This window comes from Pseudomonas sp. ADAK2 TE3594 (assembly GCF_053628675.1).
Map to the genome: position 1 here is coordinate 278,435 of NZ_JBRJGV010000001.1, position 19,825 is coordinate 298,259.

The window sequence follows — 19,825 nt, forward strand, 5'->3', positions numbered from 1 at the left end:
TTGTCTGCATCGCGGGCAAGCCCGCTCCCACAGGGGGAGCGTCAATTCAGAGAATTAATCAGCGCGTCGACACCGGGCGTTTTACCCACACTGGCGACAGGCTGCTGCCACTGCCGGTGACGTACAGCACCGCGGCTTCGCCTCGTTCCAGGGCAACCGGTTTCACGTCGCCGACTTTGGTGGCGCCGTCGTACAGTGCCAGGCTGACTTTCACCGGGTTGATTTCACGCTCGCCACGGCCTTTGGCCGCCACGGACGGGACCACTTCGGTCTTGCCGTCGGCGGTTTTAAGGGTCAGGGCCTTGTCGCTGAGGTTCTGCACGCGTACCAGGGATTTCTGTTTGTTCTTGAACGGCGGCTCTTCGATCAGTTGCGGCGCGCCGCTGGCGTTGTTGACCAGGGTGTAATAGTGGTCGCCGGCCAGTTTCACCGGCAGGCTCTGGCTGCCGACCTTGGCGCTGTAATCGCCGCCCGGCATGAAGCTGAAGTCGGTGCTGGACAGCGGCGCGACTTCGTTCAGGTTGGTGGTGCCAACAGTGGCGCTGACTTCAGCGTTACCGGCGTTGTAGACCCGCACGAAACTGGAGCCTTTCGGTGCGGTCGGGCCATAGAGCGCGGCGTCACCGGCGAAGGCCTGCAAGGACAATACGCTCATGCCAGCGACGAGAGCAAAGGTCTTAGCGAGACGGCGAGGAGTAGTAGTGAAAGTCATGGTGTACCTCTCTTTCAGTTTTGCGCCCGGTCGGGCGTCTCGGATTTAGTGTTTGCAGCTACGTTTTGTTGGCGTGCGCCGGCTTGTTTAAGCTCTGCGACCCACTGCGGGTCGGCGTCACCGATTTCGTTGTTCACAGGCAGATATCGTTCAGGGAACTCCCAGATCAGCACTTGTGGCGGGCTGTTCTTGAAAGCATCGCTTTTCAGGTAGCTGAGCATCGGCAGAATCGGGCCATGGCCGTCTTCGGCGTAATTGACCACGTCGCTGTGCAGCGCTTCTTTCAGCGCACCGACGAAGTTCCAGTTCGGGTTGGCGCTGTAGCTGGTGCCGATCAGGGCCACTGGCACTTCAGTGTTGGCGAACAGGGCGTCGTCACCGGCAGGCTGATCCTGGGCCGCTACGGTGTTGCGCTTCTGCAAAGGTTCTTGCGCCGGCATCAGGTTTTCGAACAGTGGATCCAGCGGCAGGAACAACCGCAGGTCGCCCTTGTGCGTCACCTTCTCCGCAGGTTCGGTGACGAAGTTTTGCGGTTCGCCGCTGAGCGGAGCCTTGTCGGCAATGGTTTTGGCCAGGGTCTGGGCAGCGACTTGCGCGCCTTCCGGAGTCCAGTGGGTGTCGGTGCGCAGGAACACTTGCTGACCGTCTTGCTTGGCCTTTTGCAGCGGGCCGAGCAGGTCGGGAGCGAGGATCTTGGTGGCCGCCACACGTGCGTGGAAGTCCTGGTACAGATTGGCGTGGATACTCGCTGGTTTCACTTCACCCAGGTGTTCCGGGTACAGGCGAGTCTTGGCCGGCACGATCGCCATCACCAGTTTCACGCCTTTCTCTTTCAGTTCCTGGCGCACGCCTTCGACCAGCGCGTAGTTGCCTTGCAGGTTCAACTCTTCGTTGACGATCGGGTGGAACTCTTCATCGCTGTAGAGCCACTGATCGCGACCGAGCACCACGCCCGGACGACCTTCGTTGAACAGTTTGAAATCCAGCGCGGCCCAAAGATTGGTGCCCAGGCGCTTGATCGGGAACTCGTCGTCGTAGTGCGTCTCGACGGCTTTGGTCCAGCGACCGTTGAGCACGGTCGCATCGGCGTTGGTACTGAAGCCGAAGAAGCTGCGTACCGACCACACACCCAGGACTAGCAAGGTCACCAGGAACAGGGCGATGTAGAAGATGCGTAATGAGCGGGTCATAGTCAGATCCCTCAGAACTGGAAGTAAAGGAACGGCGAGAAGCTTTGCGCCGAGAGTTTGAGAATCGAGGCGATGAACAGCAGCAGCACCAGGGCGCGCATCACGTAACGGGACCAGTCAGCGGTCCAGTAGGCCGGTTGCACAGTCGCTTCAACGCCGACGGTGTAACCCGGTTCGTGGATGCTGGCCGGGTTGTCACCCGGTACGGCTTTGATCATTCCAGGCGTAGCTGCGGCAGGGCCGTCGGTTTCGGTGTTCACCGCAGGCTTGGTCTTGACCGGTGGCCGGTTGGTGTAGAAATCACGGATGCCGAAGAACGCCAGGGTGACGTAGGCCACCACCAGGGTTGCCACTTGCAGACCGGTGAGGCTGGCCTGGTTGAGTTCCGACAGCGACCATTCGCCGAAGCTGAACATCGCACCGTACATGCGACCGGCGACGTGCAGGTTTTCTGCGCGGAAGATCACCCAGCCCATCACCACAAGCAGGAAGGTCAGCGCCCAACGGATCGGGTTGATGCTGCGCGGCGAAGTGTTCAGGCCAAGGGCTTTTTCGATCGCCAGCCACATGCCGTGCCAGGCACCCCAGACGATGTAGGTGATGTTCGCACCGTGCCACAGACCACCGAGCAGCATGGTCAGGAACAGGTTGCGATAAGTCATCAGCGTGCCTTTACGGTTACCGCCGAGGGTGATGTACAGATAGTCACGCAACCAGGTCGACAGGCTGATGTGCCAGCGACGCCAGAACTCGGTGATCGACTGGCTGATGTACGGCTGTTTGAAGTTTTCCATGAAACGGAAACCCATCATCAAGCCCAGACCAATCGCCATGTCGCTGTAGCCGGAGAAGTCGAAGTACAGCTGCGCGGTGTAGGCCAGGGCGCCGAGCCAGGCGTCGCCCGTGGTCGGGTTCTGCAAGGCGAAGCAATGGTCGGCCACGACCGCCAGGGTGTCGGCGATGAAGACCTTCTTGATGAAGCCCTGCATGAACCGCGTGGCACCTTCGGAGAACTTGTCGAGGGTGTGGGTGCGGTTGTTGAACTGGTCGGCCAGGTCACGGAAACGCAACACGGGGCCGGCGATCAAGTGCGGGAAGATCGCCACGAATGCGGCAAAGTCGATCAGGTTGCGGGTCGCCGGGGTATCACCACGGTAGACGTCGATGATGTAGCTGATGGACTCGAAGATGTAGAACGAGATCCCGATCGGCAACAGCACGTGGGTCAGGATGAACGGCGAAAGACCGACCGAGGTCATCATCGCGTTGATGCTGTCCACGCCGAAGTTGGCGTACTTGAAGTAGCCGAGGATGCACAGGTCCACCGCGACGCCGAGGAGCAGCCAGCGCTGGGCCGGTTTGGTCCGAACGCCTGCCGCGCCAACCTTCAGGCCGATCCAGTAGTTCCACAGCGTGACGGCTGCGAACAGCGCAAGGAAGTCCACACGCCACCAGGCGTAGAACACGTAGCTGGCGATCAGCAGCAGCAAGTTGCGATAGCGTTGCCCGCTCAAGTAGTACATGCCGAGAAAGATCGGCAAGAACAGAAACAGGAACACGTTGGATGAAAATACCATCCCGATCTCTCCATGTTTAACCAACAGTCAAGGGCCAAGGCCCCCCCAAACCCCCCATCAAAATCCTGGGTGGTTGCATTACATTTCAAACCGCCGCGATTCCTGTAGGAGCGAGGCTTGCCCGCGAAGGCCGTTATGCGGTGGAACTGATGAACCGTGTCATCGTTCTTCGCGGGCGAGCCTCGCTCCTACAGGGTTTGCGTGTGTCCTAAGAACCTTTTTTGCCTTTCTCGCTGGCAGGGTCGTAGACCTTGGTCAAATCCCCGCCGAGGCGGAAGGTCTTGAACGGCTGCATTTTGTGTTTCTGCGCCAGCACATCCGGCGTGCAGGTGTAGAGCGAGCAGAACGGTTCGAGCCAGGCGAATTTCGAATCGACCTTGAGGTCGGTCATGTCCTGCTTTTTACCGTTCTTCTCCTCGAATTCATCCGGGTCTTCCACGCCTGCAAGCACGCGATCACCCAGGCGTTTCAAGGCGCCGTTGTTTTCCTGGCGCAAATCGACGCCGTTGACCTGAGCGAAACTGGCGATCATCGCCAGTGGCGGCAGGGCGTAGTTGTGATAGGCGAGGGCGCGTTGCTGGCGCTTGAGCTCGTTGGGCAGGAAGCCTTGGGCGTCGACCTGATTGACGCCGACCTTGTATTCCTTGACGGCCCAATCGAACAGATCGCGGCGGTTGGTGGCGACCGACGTGGCCATCACCGACCAGGCTGCCCAGTACGAGTGGTTGTTGGTCTGTTCGAGCGGCAGGTTGTCCCAATCGCTGACTACCTGATCAGCCATTTTGCTGAACCAGGCTTCAATCACTTGCGCTTCTTCCTGGTGGGTAGCCAGCGGATGCGAGTCAGAGAACTTCAGGCGAACATAGGACGAAGCCATGCTGCCCAAGGCCCATTTGCGCATGGACTTGCCGGTGTGGTTGAAGTCCTTGGACATCAACGCATCGGCCTTCGCCCAGGCAGTCAACCAGTTGAGCGTGCATTCCAGTTGTTCCGGACGACCGTCACGCATGAACTGCATCACCCGCTTGCTGGTGGCGCGCTCGATCTTGGTGATGTCGGCGGTGGTCTCGCGGAAGGCTTTTTCCGATGCCTCGTTCAGGGTCGAACGGGCCTTGTCGGAGCCTTCGTATTTACTGCGAAATTGCAGGGCGCCGGTATAGGGCGTCGGCATCGCGTCGCAGCCTTCACTCTTGTCGCCGGTTTTGACTTTTTCAATTGGCGCGAAGTAACCCTGGGGCGGGCGCAGCGGCGCGGCGGCCTGGGTGGCGCCGGCGAACATCGCCAGCGTCAGCAGGGAGGGCGCGAGTAACTTTTTCAGCGTTCGGGTTTGCATGCAGTTCATAAGAGGTAGCCTCATTGCCCGGCTTGAGCGGTACGCTGCTCGGCGCCGGAGAACACGTTGCGTTTGCAGATTTTCGCTTCGACTTTCTGAGGCGTGGTACCTGGTTTTTCAGGTCCCTGGACTTCGACGGCCAGCAGATTCTGCGAGGCCCAGTCTTCGTCCGTGCGCAACTCGAAGGCGAAACGCCCGTCGGTTTCGGAGGTTTCCGGTTTGTCGATCTTGATGTCCTCGTGGCGCCCATTCATGTACCAGAGGGTGGCTTGCAAGGTTTTCACCGAGGTGTCGGCGAAGCGGATATCGACCTGGTGACTGCTGTTGCGCAGGTCCAGGTTCTTGCTGTTGACCATCAATTCGTTTTTGCCCGGCTTCAGCGTGGCGCTGGCGCTCATCTGTGCATCTTTGCCTTCGCAACCGTTGTCCAGCAGCGCCATCATCTGGCGGTAGATGGTTTCCTGATCGAGGCGATAAAGCGGCGAGAATTCCCAGATGAGGATTTTCGGCGGTTTGGTCTGGAACTCTTCGCTGCCCAGGTACTGCAGCATCGAACCTTCCAGGCCACCACCGGGGAATGCCACGTTGAGGATGTCGGCGCCGATGGCCTCTTCGAGGAAACCGGCGAAGTTGTAGTTCTTGCCACTGTGGCTGGTGCCGACCAGGGTGATTTCCGGATTGCCGGAATCACTGAACAGATCGCCATCGCCCGCTTCGCCTTTCGGCTCGGTGGTGAATTGATCCATGTACTGGATCGCGTAGCTGGTGCCACAGAGTTGACCAGCCATGTTGTGTAACGTTCCGGTCTTGCCCATGCGACCCGACTTATGGGTCTCGAATTCACGCTTGGGAACGTCGGCGAAGGCCGGCAATTGCTTGACCTTCTCGGCCACGATTTTCGCCGTGCGTTGGGCGCCATAAGGCGTCCAGTGTTGGTCGCCGCGGAAGTAGAAGTCGTGGGCTGGCAAGGTGTCGGGCAGCGATTCGTTGGTCAGTGGCGACAGGTCCGGGACCACGTAGCCCATCTGCGCGAAACGCCCGAGCATGGTTTTGTAATTCTTCAGCGCCTTGTCGAAATCGTAACTCGCCTTCTCGGCCGGGTTCAGCTTGTTGCGGTTCACCAGGCCACGGGTCGGCTGGTAAACGATGACCAGTTCCACGCCTTTGCTCTTGAACGCATCGTGCAGTTGCTTCATGCGCTTGTAGCCAGCGGGTGTGGTGTCGAACTCGGTGCGCAAGTCTTCTTGCGTACGGAACAGCCAATCGCCCTGCGCCTGCACCAGTGTGGTGAAGTTCTGCTGGTAGCGGGTGGTGTAGTTCTTCGGGTCGTGGGCTTCCGGGCAGAGATTGCAGCAATCATCGGCCTTGAAACTGGGGGCTTTGGCGTCTTCGGCACGTACGCCAGTGCTGGCCGCGAGAATGCCCGCGGTCAGGGCCGACAGGCTGAGTAATTTGATCAAGTGTGGGTGCATAAAATTATCCTCAGTCCCGCATTTCGGTCTGGCGTTCGACAGGGTCGATCAGCACGGCTTTCTGCTGGCGCACCAGCAGGTCGAGAATTTCATCCTGGCGCTCGCCGAGGATCCCCGAGAAGCTGATGCCGCTGGATTTGGTCGGTGCGAGCATCGACACGCGATACAACTCCACGCTCAGCGGCGAGTCGATCGACAGTGGTCCGCTACCATTGGCAGCCAGTTCACCACCCACCACGATCAGCGACACCTCGGCGTCGAACGGGTCGAGCTTGATGTCCCGGTCGGTGTCGCTCAGGTCTTTGATGTGCCCGTAGACACCGGTCAGGCCGTTGGCCATCGAGACGTTTTCGTACAGGCGAATGTTCACACTGTTACGAATACGGATGCCGTGGCGTCGGTTGCTGATCACCTTGTTGCCCCACAACAGGTTGTCAGCACTCTCGTAGAGAGTGATGCCGTCGGTGTGGTTCTTGTAGATCTCGTTGTAGGCGATCAGGTTGTTCACACTGTTACGGTCGATCACCAGGCCGGAGAGCTTGTTGTCGTAGCTGCGGTTGTTGAAGATGAAACTGTCGTTGACCTCACGGGAAATAATGATCCCGTGCTTCTTCTTGGTCCCGTACACCGTGTTGTCGGCGATGATCAGACCGTGGGAACGGTCATGGGGGTCAATGCCGTAGACGATGTTGTCTTTGTAGGTGTTGCCCTTGACCACGAAGTCGCGGGTTTCGTAGCAGTAGAAGCCGTACCACATGTCCGAGAACTCGGAGCCGACGATCCAGCCGGACGGTTCAGGGCGCTTGAGCACCTTGGCCATGTTCGGCGTGTATTGGGAAATACTCACGCCGTAGGACTTACTGTTGGCGTAGCCGAAACTGGCGATCTTGCTGTTGGCGATGTAGGTTTCGGTGCCACCCCAGGACAGCAGGAACGGACGGAATTCCTTGGGCGACTTGAAGGCCGCCGGGCCGTTTGCTTTCTCGCTCCAGCCGGTGATTTTGGTATCACGCACGAACAGCTGGCCATCGTTGACCAGGAATGAACCGGCCTCTTGGGACAGGCGCAATTCCTGGGTCTGTTTGTCGATTTCCAGAATGCCCTTTTCTCCGACCACAATCGGCAACTTCGCCAGGAACACGCCCGGCGAGGTTTCGCTGAAGTACTGCTTGGGCAGCTTCTTCGCCAGATCCTTGAGGTTCATGTAGCCGTCGTCGACGAAGATCGCCTGCGGGATGCCATGCTGACGCACCACCCACTCGGCCATCTTGTTGTCGCCGCCGATGAAGTCCTTCAGGGCGTTTTCCTGCATCATCCGGCGCACGCTGATCTTGCCGGGTTTGGTGCGCACGATTTTCGCGGCGATGGCTTCGGCGGTGTAGCCAGAGGTGTCCGGCAGTTTCGGCTTGGCCAAGTCCAGCGGCGCGGTTGGCGCGCTGCTGACGGTGTAGGTCTTGGCCTGTTGCAACCCCTTGGCTATGGTCGTCGGTTTTCCCGCTTGCACAGGCTTGACCGGTTCGACGGTGGCGAAGGCGGCTGCGCTGGCGAGCAGCAGCGCGCCGGCCAGCAGGCTGATCGAGCCTTTCTTGGCACTGTTCATGTCGGGCACTCCCTTCGCGGTTTGCATCAGAAGCGCCAGACCACGTCGACAAACGCGCGGTGCATGTACGAGTCGACTTCTTTGCCATACGCATCGCCGGGCTTGAACACACCGCCACGGAACCGTACCAGGGCCGAAGGCTCATCGATCGACTGGCTTAACGCCGCCGGCAACAGGCCTTGCTTGAAGTACTTGGTGACCACCAGGTCCATTTCCTGACCGAGGTCTTTGTTGCCATCTTCCAACGGCAGGGAGGTGCTGGAGAGGATTGCGCCGGTCACGTCGTCGGTGTTGTTTTCGACGGCGTTGATGCCGTTGCTGCCGACCGGCTTGTTGCCGTCGACGCGCCAGAACTTGTGGTAGATCAGACTGGCGTCGTATTCGTCGTTGAGCATCCACGAGCCGAACAGGGTAGCGGTCTGCATGTTGTTCATTTCGCCACGGAAGGCTTCGCCGAAACGGTGAACCCGCGAACGTGTACCGGTGTAGTTCGAACGGTTGCTTTCCAGACCGGTCTGTTCGTACTCGGCGCTGGCACGGGCATACGCCGCACCGACTTGCCACTGCGGATCAAGGCGCAGACGCAGGCCAATATCGGTGGCCCAGCCATTGAGGTCTTCACCGCGCTTGGCTTCGGTCGGACGCGTGCCATCGGCGTTCAGCGGGTTGACCGTGTCGGTGTCGCCGCTCATGCCGGTGATGCTGCCCCAGTAATTGACGGTGTTGGTGTTGCGCCAGTTGTAGGCATCGCTATCGGCAGTAAGGCCGAGCCAGCTGATGTCGCCGTTCTGTTTTTTATCCAGCGAATCGCCGGCCACGCCCGGCTCCGGGTAGTCGAGCTTGCCGTTATCGTGGGTGTGATGACCGCGAATGCCGACCCAGTTGCCCGGCGACCATTGAGTGGCAACGTCGCCGAAAACGTGCAGGCGATCCTTGTCCTTGGGGGCCAGCTCTTTCAAGTCGGTGCGGTATTCGCTGAAGCGTTCGGCGACACCGACGTTGGCGCGCAACAGGGTGGTGTCGAAGGTCCAGTTCAGGGCTTCGATGTTGGTGTCGCGCCATTGGCCGTCGTCGTTGCGCAGGCGTTGGCGACCGAGCTTGAGGATCTCGCCAGGGTAGGGCGTGAGGCCGCTGTAGCCGACCCAGAACTCGCGCATCGCCAGGTAGTTCTTCTTGGTTTTGCGATCACCGTTGTCGGTGGTCTGGGTACCGTCGCTGTCGGACTGTTGAAGGGTGTCCGTTTCGATGATGTCGGTGGACGTCACGGCTTGACCCATGGCGTAAGCGCTCCATGCGCCGCTTTCGCCGTACACCCATGGACGCAGGTCGAGGCCAACGCCGTTAACGTCGCCGCCACTGGCGGTGCCCAGGTCACGGTCGTCTTCGGACTGGCCGGTAACTTTGACTTCGAGGCCGAAATTCTTGTCTTCGGTCAGGGCCGCCAGGGTCGGGCACGACCACAGCAGGGCGAATGTCAGGCCAATACCGGCCTTAACGAATGGATTGAGCTTCATAGGGATTCCTCGCCGTCTTCTTCTTGCAGGGCGTGCAGTTCCAGCGTGTCCGGACTCACGGTGCTACGAATGGCCTGTTCCTGTTTCAACAGGCGTTGGGCCTCGGCCAGCCGTTCGGGCGGCAGTTGTGCTTCGATGGTTTGCGCAAGCTCATTGGCTTGCGGGGTGTCTTGAGCCTTGGCCAGCTGGCTGAAGACGTAAGCGTTGACCGGGTCGGGCCGGGTGCCCTTGCCTTGGGAGAACAGTTGGGCAATGGCGAAGTCGGCGCTGTTCTGGCCGTTGCGCGCAGCGGTCAGCAGGTGATCCAGGGCTTTCTGCGGATAGACCTTGCCCAGGTAACCACGACGGTAAATCTGGCCGAGGTAGTAATCGGCGGCGACTTCACGGCCAACGGCTTTCTTGAAGTGCTCTTCGGCGACCTTGGCGTCGGCCGGCACCATTTTTCCTTCGAAGTAGAGCTTGCCCAGCAACAGTTCGGCGCGGGGCTGATCAGCGGCGCGGCCGTTGTCCAGGTACTTCATCATGGTGTCGACGTCGCCCAGTTCCGGGAAGTCGTAGAGCAATTGCGCCAGGCTGACCCAGGATGCCGGGTAGCCAGGTGCAATGCCTTCGAGCAGCGACTGAGCGGTTTTCTCGTCGGTCTTGCCCAGGCTTGCATCGCCCAGGACGCGAGCCACACTGTCCACACGTTGCGCAGTGACGACGCCACGGCTGTGACCCGCCTGCATCTGCTTGATCAGTTCTGCCTGTTGCTCTGGCTGGCCGCGTTTCTGATAGACCGTGGCCAGTTCGACGTAGCAGATGTCGGTGGTGTTCAACGCCGCTTTGCAGATCTTTTCCACGTCATCCAGGTGTTGGTCGTAAGTGCCCTGGGTGCGATAGAGCAGCACTTGCGCCAAGCCTGCTTCCGGTTTGCCTTCGGCGCGCCATTGGCTGATCTGCTGCTGGGCGTTGACGTTCGGGAAACTGTGCGGGTATTGCAGGTACAGCATCGCCAGCGGGATCAGGGTGTTGCCTTCGCCATTGGCCGAGGCTTTCTTCAACAGCGCTTCGGCTTCGTGGTGTTCGGCTTCGGTGGCGCCGGGTTTGGCCACCAGCAGACGACCCAGGCGAGCCTGAGCCCGCGGCGAGACGCTGGCCGCGGCGCGGTAAGTCGCCTCGGCCTTTTTGATTTGCGCCGGGTCACGGCTGTCGACCTGCAGGTCGGCCAGGCCAACCTGAGCTTCGCTGTAACCCAGGTCTGCCAGTTGCTGGTAGTTCTGCGCCGCCAGCGCGGTGTCGCCGCGCTTGAGGGCTTCATTGGCCAGACGCTGGTCAGGCAGACCGGCGCAACCGGCCAGGCTCACGGCCAATGCAACGGCACACAGTGATCCTATGTGGGAGCGAGCCTGCTCGCGATTCGGGCGGCTCGGTGCATCAGACAGGCCGCGCTGATCCCATCGCGAGCAGGCTCGCTCCCACAGGGTGTGCGGTGTTCTGAGGAAATATGGAGTCGTCACGGGCATGTCCTCTGTTTAAAGACCGGCGGCCATGGCTTTGTTGATCAGCCAGTTCAGGTTCGGGCCACGAGTGCTGTTCACTTCCACCGGGCGACCAGCGAAGGCGCTGTCCAGTGGCTCGTCAGGTTTGATCTGCACGCGGATGTCGGACGACAGGTCGGCGCTTTTCAGGCTGGTGCTGCTGACGATCTTGCCGGTACGGGTTTGGTCTTCGCCGGCGATCTGGAAGCTGACCGAGGTGCCTGGACGCACGTCGCCGAACTGGCGATAGGAGAAGCGAGCTTCAACGTTGGCTTCGGTGTTGCGCGGCACCAGTTGGAAGATCACGTCGCCTTTGCTGGCGTACTGACCGTTGGCCACCAATTGCTGAGCCACGGTGCAATCGCACGGCGACGTCAGGGTGCCGGTCATTTGTTTGCCGAACAGCTCTTCAACCTTGGACGGTTGCAGTTGACCTTCATCCAGATGGCCCTTGAGTACGTCGAGCATGCTGGTGCTGAAGGTCGCCAGCGGTGCGCCTTTGGCGGCAACGCCGTCAGCCTTGATCAGGCTCTGCACGGTGCCATCGCGCGGCATGGTGATGTTCATGCCCTGCACGCTGACCAGACCGGCCTGGGCGTGGCTGACGAAGTACATGCCGTACACCGATTTGAAAATGAAACCGAACGCCACCAGGCCGACCACGAAGATACCGGCGCTGAAGGTCACCGCTTTCAGACGGCCGAGCGGGGTCATGCCGTGGCCGCCATCCTTGACCTTGCGCGCCTTGGTGAAGTTGTCGCGCTGCAGGGTCGCCAGCATTTCACCCACGCTGACGATGTCGCCGGCCAGGTGCGAGGTGATCAGGTGGCGCAGGGTGGAAATGTCCCGGGGTTCCAGGTTCTGGAACTGGCAACCGATACGACCGGTCTGGCGATCGACGGAGCGGATTTGCAATTCCACGTCCATGGCCAGGCCGAGGTTATCGATCACGAATTGCAGACGGGCCTTGTGCACATCGCCGACCTTCAGCGGCAGCTGACCGGCGTTGAACGCCAGGCCGCCAGCGGAAAGGTCGATGAGCCGGGCTTCAACCGGAGTCCGGTCTGGACCGAAGAAACGCAGCTTGGCCGGGATTTTCACGCGAGCGTGTTGGCGCTGGGCTTCGGATTCGTGCACTACGTTGGAGTTGACGGCGGTATTCATATGGGCGATTTCCTAGTTAATTCAGGCGAGTTCGGTCAGACCATCATCAGCAGCACGGCAACAAAAATGCTGCCGGCGGAGAAGGTCATGGTCCGAGACGACCAAGTGTTGAACCAACGTTGAAAGCTGGCGAGATCACGGGTCAGAGAAGTGGGCTGGCGAGTCCAGGACTGTTGGTCGAGGCGGAAGAACACGTAGATCTTCACCAGTGCACCGACGATCTGGTTGTAATAGAGAATCGCCGGGTAGGCAGGGCCGATCCGGTGGCCGGAGCAGGACAGCAGCACGGTCAGGATCAGACGAGTGATGCCGATCCACAGCAGGTAAACCAGGATGAACGCGCTGCCGTACTTGAAGGTGGCGATGAGTGCCACAGTCAGGCCCAGCAAGGACGTCCACATCGACACGCGCTGATCGAACAGCACCACCGAGGTGAACAGGCCGAGGCGTTTCATCCCCAGGCCCAGGGCGCGGGAGTTCTGCCGCAGGTTGTTGCCGTACCAGCGAAACATCAGTTTGCGGCTGGCCTTGATGAAGCTCTTCTCAGGCGGGTGCTCCACGGTGTGGATAGCGGCGTCCGGCACGTAGAAAGTGTCATAGCCCAGGCGCATCAGGCTGAACCAGCTCGACTTGTCGTCACCGGTCAGGAACTTGAAGCGACCCAGGCGCCAGTGTTGCAGCGAGTCGCTTTCCACATCGGCGATGAAGTCCGGGTTGGTCACCACGGTGGCGCGGAATACCGACATCCGGCCGGTCATGGTCAACACGCGCTTGGACAGGGCCATCGAGCACATGTTGATGTGGCGCTGGGCGAATCGCAGTTTGTGCCATTCACTCATGATGTAGCCGCCGCGTACTTCGCAGAACTCGTTGGTGGTCAGGCCGCCGACATTGCCGAACAGCTGGAACCACGGCACGGTCTTGAGCACGACGCCTTCGGCCAGCACGGTGTCGCCATCAATCACTGCAACCACGGCGCGGTCGTCCGGCAGGTGGCGGGAGATGGCGCGGAAACCGTAAGCCAGGCCATCGCGCTTGCCGGTACCGGGAATGCGCACGAAGTCGAGCTTGACTCGCGTCGGTGGGTTCATGCGCTTCCAGAGACTCTTGACCAGCAGCTCATCGGACATTTCCACGATGGAGCACACCACGGTAGTCGGCAGGCCGCAGTCGATGGCCTCGCGGATTACCGAGCTGTAGACCTGAGCGGTGGTCAGCGCGTCGATACGGAAACTGGTGACCATCAGAAATACATGGGACGGGTCTGCCGCTTTACCCAGCTTGCGCACTTTGCGCCGCAGGTGCGGGTAGACCACGTACAGAAACAGCATGCCGCGCAGAAAGTGCGTGGCACCCATCGAGTAGCGCCAGATACCGACGATACCGATCAGGAAGATGAAGTCCTTCGACTCGGAGTCGAACGTGGACGTAGGCAGCGCCATGGCGATGCCCATCAGTAAACTTAGGTAAAACAGCCAACCGGCGGCCTGAAGTAGGCCGTGCTTTAGCCTGTGCATAATCTGCATCCGTCTCGATCTCGGGCGAGCCTGTGGGGTGGCCCGATGGGGTTAAGGCAGGCGTAGAAAGCCAAGTCGATCTCATCAGACCTGTAGGAGCGAGGCTTGCCCGCGAAGGCGGCGTACCTGACACATCACGTCGCCTGGTTCGCCGGCAAGCCAGGCTCCTACGAGGAGGGTGTTACCAGCAGATGCCTTCAGTCCGGCCACTCACGCTGGTGGCTTTGGACATGAAGCCAACCAGGTCGACCACTTGCTTGCCGTGTGGAGCTTCCAGCGCCAGGGCGCGGAATTTCTCGTCACGGTTGCCGAGGATGATCACGTCGGAGTTTGCGATCACTTCGTCGAAGTTGGAGTTGAGCAAGGACGAGACGTGAGGAATCTTCGACTCGATGTAATCCTTGTTCGCACCGTGAACGCGGGCGTATTCGACGTTGCTGTCGTAAATGCTCAGGTCGTAGCCCTTGCCGATCAGCATTTCCGCCAGATCAACCAGTGGGCTTTCGCGCAGGTCGTCGGTGCCGGCCTTGAAGCTCAGACCCAGCAGGGCGACTTTGCGTTTGTCGTGGCTGGAGACGATGTCGAACGCGTTCTGCACCTGGGATTCGTTACTGCGCATCAGCGAGTTGAGCAGCGGTGCTTCCACGTCCAGGGAACCGGCGCGGTAGGTCAGGGCGCGGACGTCTTTAGGCAAGCAGGAGCCGCCGAACGCAAAGCCTGGGCGCATGTAGTACTGGGACAGGTTCAGTGTTTTGTCCTGGCAGACCACTTCCATCACTTCACGACCATCGACGCCGACAGCTTTGGCGATGTTGCCGATTTCGTTGGCGAAGGTCACCTTGGTGGCGTGCCACACGTTGCAGGTGTACTTGATCATCTCGGCAACGGCGATGTCCTTGCGGATGATCGGCGCGTCGAGCTCTTCGTACAGCGATTGCAGAACGTCGCCCGAGGCCTTGTCGAACTCGCCGATAACGGTCATTGGCGGCAGGTCGTAATCGGCAATCGCGGTGCTTTCACGCAGGAACTCAGGGTTGACCGCTACGCCGAAGTCGACGCCGGCTTTTTTGCCGGAGCAGTCTTCGAGGATCGGGATCACCACGTTTGCCACGGTGCCCGGCAGGACGGTGCTGCGAACCACGATGGTGTGGCGGGTGGTCTTGTCACGCAGGACAAAACCGATTTCGCGGCACACGGCTTCGATGTAGTTCAGTTCCAGGTCGCCGTTCTTCTTGCTCGGCGTACCGACGCAGATCATCGACAGGTCGGTGTCGCGAATCGCCTCGGCGAAGTTGGTCGTGCCGCGCAATTTGCCCGTCTCGATACCCTGCTTCAGAAGTTCGCCCAGACCCGGTTCAACGATCGGCGAACGGCCGGCGTTGATCATATCGATTTTGTCTTTGGCAACATCGACGCCAACGACGTCATGGCCTCGTGCAGACAGGCAACCGGCACATACTGCGCCGACGTAACCCAAACCAAATATGCTGATGCGCATCGCAATTACCTCTGTATTTATCAAGCCATTACATGGCCGGAGTTAATGGTGTTCAGCGGTCATAGTGCACTCGTAAGTGCGACTTAAAGGCGCCACAATGCCGTGGGCAGGCATACTAAGTTCCGAGTGTCTAAATAAATGCACTCAAGATGTGCGCAGCCAGGCCTTATTGTTATGACTTGCCCTGTTATGCAGCCGATCCTCTTTTCAGAAGACATTCGTGCAAAGGTCTTGCGCGCTCAATGCCAGGCCCGAAAGCCCGCAAATCAAGCGGTTGGGTGCTCAGGTGAGCACGTTTATAGGGGCGCAGCCGTGGCCTTGTAGGGGATAGTAATGGTGCGTTATCTCCTGTCCTTCATGTGTTGCCCAAATAAGTGATCAGTAGGCCCAAGTAAGTGTGACAACTTCGCTACATCGATCTCTTGTCTGTGTAAGTTATCTCGCACAATCACCGAGAGAATCGTTACCGGTGGTATGAGCGGCGCATTTGGACATAGTTCCTGTCCGCCCATCGCGAATTCTGAAATTTCTTGAAATATTGAAAAAGATGGCACTGCTTTCATATTGATAGCACTTGCCGTTTGGCCCTTTATATATGGGGCGATTGTCGCGATGGATATGTTTTTGCCACTACGAGTAAAAATTTTCAGTGCCACTACTGAAAAAAATGCTCAATGTCGAGTGAAACTAAAGTTAGAAATTGGAGTGCTTGAATATTGGCGCCAATAAAACGGCGAAAGGGAAGGAGTTGTTCGACGATTAAAGGGGGCGCGCACGACGAAGTAATGGGTGTCGTGCGCTGACTTAGTGCAGGCTCTATTACTCCGGTGCGTGATCGCGCAGGAACACCAGATTGTCCGGTTTAGACTGTTCGGCGCTGTAGCGATAACCCTGAACGTCGAACTGCTTGAGAGCGGCCGGGTCATTGATGCGTTCTTCAATGACGAAGCGACTCATCATCCCGCGAGCCTTTTTCGCGTAGAAGCTGATGATTTTGTACTGGCCGTTCTTCAGATCCTTGAACTCGGTATTGATGATGCGCGCGTTCAAGGCACTGCGTTTGACCGCCGAGAAGTACTCGTTGGAGGCCAGGTTCAGCAGCACGTCGTCGCCTTGATCGGCCAAGGCTTCGTTCAGCCATTCGCTGATCCGTGTACCCCAGAAGGCGTAAAGGTCTTTGCCACGGGCATTGGCCAGTTTGGTGCCCATCTCCAGCCGATAGGGCTGCATCAGGTCCAAGGGGCGCAGCAGGCCGTACAGGCCGGAGAGCATGCGCAAGTGTTGTTGGGCGTAATCGAAGTCGGCTTCGCTGAAGGTTTGTGCATTCAGGCCGGTGTACACATCACCCTTGAATGCCAGCAAGGCCTGCTTGGCGTTGGCTGGGGTGAAGGCCGGGGTCCAGCTACCGAAACGCGCGGCATTGAGACCGCCGATCTTGTCGGAGACGTGCATCAGCTCGCTGATCTGCGCCGGCGTCAGGTCGCGCAGTTGCAGGATCAGTTCCTGGGAATGGTCGAGGTATTGCGGCTGAGTGAAGCGCTGGGTCGCCGGCGGTGTTTCGTAATCGAGGGTCTTGGCGGGGGAAATCACCATCAGCATGAAGTCGTCTCCTTTAATCGTGGGGGCGATTCTAGGGGGTTGTCTGTGTTGACTCCAGCTATCAAGTCCATAGGTGATCGGTAGCTATGTACAAAACCCTACGGGAGATCGGTGCTGCTGCGGGAATGTGAGCGGGATCAGCTATAGTGCCGCGCGGGTTTTGTTATGGAGACATCCCATTGCGTATCGTTTTTCTATTCTCGGCCTGGCTCTTGAGCTTTGGCGCCATGGCGGCGCCGGGCGATGTGGCGACGCTGGATCGCAGCACCTGGCCTGAACAGCTCAGCAGCCCGACGTTGTTCGACGTCGCCTCGCGCGCCGAAATCCTCATGTTTGCCCGGGTTCTGCTGGCCAGTGAATCGCTGGATGAAGCAAGCCTGGCTCAACGCCTGGGGCTGCGCACCCTCAATCTGGAGTCGGTCAACCAGCTGCGCCAACGCCTATGGCAGCGTTTGCTGACCAATTACAACTTCGCCCAGCAGAGTTGCGATCAGGATGCCTCCTTCTGTTTCCTGGTCGAGGACATGGCCACCTTGCGTGAGCAAGCGGCCAAGTTTCAGGTGAGCGACGACAGCTATTACATCAAATGGGCCGAGCCGAGCCGGTTGTTCCACGCCCAGTACCTGGACGAGCAGTTGCGCAAGGCCGCGTTGTTTCCGCAGACCAGCAGTGAAGTCGATCGTTTTGGCGACTATGAGCGCAACGGCGATGCCATGAATGACCGGCTGTTCCTGCTGACCTTCGACAGCGCCGCCAACGCCGCGCCAGATAACACCGCCTGGGTCACTGAGTACCTGCGCAAATCGAACATGAACGCTACGTTCTTCGTCCTCGGCAAGGACATTCAGGCCCGTCTGGCCGAGCGTTCGGTGGCCAGTCTGCAAGGGACTTATTCGCAGCAATGCGTTGGCGTGCAAGGCTGGGAGTTCCGCTCCCACAGCCACTGGCAAGACTGGCAGGACTCGGTGCGACGCAGCGTCGAGCTGGTCAAAAGCAAGCTGCCGGAGAATTACGTGCCGTTGTTTCGCCCGCCCGATGGCCAGCGGCGGTCCGATGCTGAAGGCTTCTTCACGTCTCAGGGCTTGCAGGTGGCGTTGTGGGACATCGATGCCCAGGACGGCGCCGGCAAGCTCAAGGGCAGCCAGAGCGCACAACGGGTGCTGACCCTGATGCTGCTGTGGCGGCACGGGGTGATCAATTTCAATGTGAAGCAGGATGCGCTGAAAACGGCGATACCCTGGCTCATTACGCAAACGGCGCCAAGCGGGATCGGTTGGGCAGACTGTCAGGACGCGTTTCGCTGAAACGGTAAAAGGCCGTAAACATTGGGGGAAGGGCGATTTCTGGAGAGAAAACGGTGCAGGCGGACTTCCGACTTTAACGGCACATTGCCTGCACGCCAAGGGCTATTCGTCACTCTGAAAAATAAACTTCAAAAAAACGTCAAAGTGCTTTTTTCTGTCACATGTTTTGGAGTATTACGAAGACAGACCGCCGAAACCTGCAACACAGGTGGCGTCTCCCAAGACCCCAGTTTGTGTGCAGTTCACTTGACTCCTCGCAGGTGAATTCGGCGGCCACTTCGAGGCGCAGCACTGTCATGGTATTGCGTCGACTGGCTCCCACAAAGGTGACCGAGTATGGATGATCACGGACGTAGCCCTTCTTCCAACCAGCCAATCCTTTATGTACTCGATACCAACGTATTGATTCACGATCCAAACGCCCTGCTTAATTTCGAAGAACACCACGTCGCCATCCCGATGACCGTGCTTGAAGAGCTGGACAAGCTCAAGAGCGGGCATCACAGCGTTGCCGCGGAATGCCGCCAGGCGATTCGCCTGATCGACAAGACTTTGGGCGATGCCAGCCCCGAAGACGTCGAACTCGGTGTACCGATCCAGCGTGGCAAGAGTGGGCCCAAGGGTTTGCTGTCAATTCTGATGAGCAAGCGCACTGAGCCGAACATCATTCTGCCCGAGCATCTGAACGACAACATCATCATCAACCAGTTGATCGACCTGCACGCGCGCGAGCCGAAACTGCCCGTGGTGCTGGTCACCAAAGACATCAACATGCGCCTCAAGGCCCGGGCGTGCGGGATCGCGGCCGAGGACTACAGCACCGACCAACTGGTTGACGACGTCTCGCTGCTGCCCAATGGTTATCACAACATGGACGGCTCCTTCTGGGATCGCGTGAAGAATGTCGAAACCCGTCAGGACCACGGTCGCACCTGGCATCAGGTGCAGCTGATCGACAACCTGCCGGCTGTGCATATCAATGAGTTCATCATCGACGAACAGGGATTTGTCGGCTGGATCAAGGAGATCGAGGAAGACCGCCTGCTGATTCTCGACCTGCATCAGGAACCCCTGTTGCACCAGGAAGCCTGGGGCCTGAAACCGCGTGACATCTATCAAAGCCTGGCGCTGTACGCCTTGCTTGATCCGGACATCCACCTGGTCAACCTGACCGGGGCCGCCGGCTCGGGTAAAACAATCCTCGCCTTGGCGGCGGCGATCGAGCAGACCATGGTCAGCAAGCGCTACCGCCGGATCATCGCCACGCGCAGCGTGCAGGGTCTCGACCAGGAGATCGGTTTCCTGCCCGGCACCGAAGCGGAAAAAATGGAGCCTTGGCTGGGCGCCATCACCGACAACCTCGAAGCCCTGCACATGGATGACGAAAACACCCATGGAAGCGTCGATTACATCCTCAGCAAAGTGCCGTTGCAGTTCAAATCCCTCAACTACATCCGAGGCCGCAGCTTCCAGCAGAGTCTGATCCTGATCGATGAATGTCAGAACCTTACGCCGCACCAGATGAAAACCATCATCACCCGTGCCGGCGCCGGTTCCAAAGTGGTGTGCCTGGGCAACCTGGCGCAGATCGATACCCCTTACCTGTCCGCGACCAGTTCCGGGCTGACGTACTTGACCGAGCGCTTCAAAGACTTCCCCAACGGTGTACACATCACCCTGCAAGGGGTGCCACGCTCGATTCTGGCTGAATACGCCGAATCGCATCTGTAACCCTCACCAGAACCGGGCGGCGCAAAGCCGCCCGGTTTTTTGCACCCGACGAATAACCCCTTGTAGGAGCGAGGCTTGCCCGCGAAGACGTCGG

At 59.2% G+C, this 19,825-nt stretch carries 14 protein-coding genes; 2 read left to right on the plus strand and 12 right to left on the minus strand.

Features of this window, described 5'->3' with window-relative positions; translation table 11 throughout:
- Positions 1-58: 58 nt before the first annotated feature.
- The 12 genes from AB7M22_RS01225 to yaaA form a co-directional block, all read right to left on the minus strand.
- Complete coding sequence (locus tag AB7M22_RS01225; RefSeq protein ID WP_007896386.1) at positions 59-712, minus strand: alginate O-acetyltransferase AlgF; 654 nt, start codon at positions 710-712, stop codon at positions 59-61.
- A 14-nt stretch (positions 713-726) separates the two neighbouring features.
- The gene (locus tag AB7M22_RS01230) at positions 727-1,902 is read right to left on the minus strand and encodes an alginate O-acetyltransferase (protein WP_454184969.1); all 1,176 of its coding nucleotides are present in this window, start codon (positions 1,900-1,902) and stop codon (positions 727-729) included.
- Between the two features lie 11 nt (positions 1,903-1,913).
- Positions 1,914-3,479: an MBOAT family O-acyltransferase gene (locus tag AB7M22_RS01235; protein ID WP_454184970.1), complete on the minus strand. Its 1,566-nt coding sequence runs from the start codon at positions 3,477-3,479 to the stop codon at positions 1,914-1,916.
- Between the two features lie 208 nt (positions 3,480-3,687).
- A complete protein-coding gene (locus AB7M22_RS01240) occupies positions 3,688-4,821 on the minus strand; it encodes a mannuronate-specific alginate lyase (RefSeq protein WP_454184971.1) in 1,134 nt (377 codons plus the stop codon).
- Positions 4,822-4,832: 11 nt separating this feature from the next.
- Positions 4,833-6,284 carry an alginate O-acetyltransferase gene (locus AB7M22_RS01245; RefSeq protein WP_192346112.1) on the minus strand — a complete coding sequence of 484 codons (1,452 nt, stop codon included), beginning with the start codon at positions 6,282-6,284 and terminating at the stop codon, positions 4,833-4,835.
- A gap of 10 nt (positions 6,285-6,294) precedes the next feature.
- A complete protein-coding gene (algG, locus tag AB7M22_RS01250) occupies positions 6,295-7,884 on the minus strand; it encodes a mannuronan 5-epimerase AlgG (protein WP_454184972.1) in 1,590 nt (529 codons plus the stop codon).
- A 26-nt stretch (positions 7,885-7,910) separates the two neighbouring features.
- Complete coding sequence (locus tag AB7M22_RS01255; RefSeq protein ID WP_454184973.1) at positions 7,911-9,398, minus strand: alginate export family protein; 1,488 nt, start codon at positions 9,396-9,398, stop codon at positions 7,911-7,913.
- On the minus strand, positions 9,395-10,903 hold the full coding sequence (gene algK / locus AB7M22_RS01260) for an alginate biosynthesis TPR repeat lipoprotein AlgK (RefSeq protein ID WP_454184974.1): 1,509 nt from the start codon (positions 10,901-10,903) through the stop codon (positions 9,395-9,397). Before algK ends, AB7M22_RS01255 begins: the two co-directional genes overlap by 4 nt.
- 9 nt (positions 10,904-10,912) lie before the next feature.
- Positions 10,913-12,082 carry a PilZ domain-containing protein gene (locus tag AB7M22_RS01265; protein WP_454184975.1) on the minus strand — a complete coding sequence of 390 codons (1,170 nt, stop codon included), beginning with the start codon at positions 12,080-12,082 and terminating at the stop codon, positions 10,913-10,915.
- A gap of 35 nt (positions 12,083-12,117) precedes the next feature.
- Positions 12,118-13,599 (minus strand): mannuronan synthase, encoded by a 1,482-nt coding sequence (gene alg8 / locus AB7M22_RS01270; protein ID WP_454184976.1) that lies wholly within the window; start codon positions 13,597-13,599, stop codon positions 12,118-12,120.
- Between the two features lie 181 nt (positions 13,600-13,780).
- Positions 13,781-15,097: a nucleotide sugar dehydrogenase gene (locus AB7M22_RS01275; protein WP_008010596.1), complete on the minus strand. Its 1,317-nt coding sequence runs from the start codon at positions 15,095-15,097 to the stop codon at positions 13,781-13,783.
- A gap of 819 nt (positions 15,098-15,916) precedes the next feature.
- A complete protein-coding gene (yaaA, locus tag AB7M22_RS01280) occupies positions 15,917-16,696 on the minus strand; it encodes a peroxide stress protein YaaA (protein ID WP_008010594.1) in 780 nt (259 codons plus the stop codon).
- A 179-nt stretch (positions 16,697-16,875) separates the two neighbouring features.
- Between yaaA and AB7M22_RS01285 the strand changes: the two genes are divergently transcribed.
- Positions 16,876-18,000: a polysaccharide deacetylase family protein gene (locus tag AB7M22_RS01285; RefSeq protein ID WP_454184977.1), complete on the plus strand. Its 1,125-nt coding sequence runs from the start codon at positions 16,876-16,878 to the stop codon at positions 17,998-18,000.
- 336 nt (positions 18,001-18,336) lie between these two features.
- On the plus strand, positions 18,337-19,731 hold the full coding sequence (locus AB7M22_RS01290) for a PhoH family protein (protein WP_008010591.1): 1,395 nt from the start codon (positions 18,337-18,339) through the stop codon (positions 19,729-19,731).
- Positions 19,732-19,825: the final 94 nt, after the last annotated feature.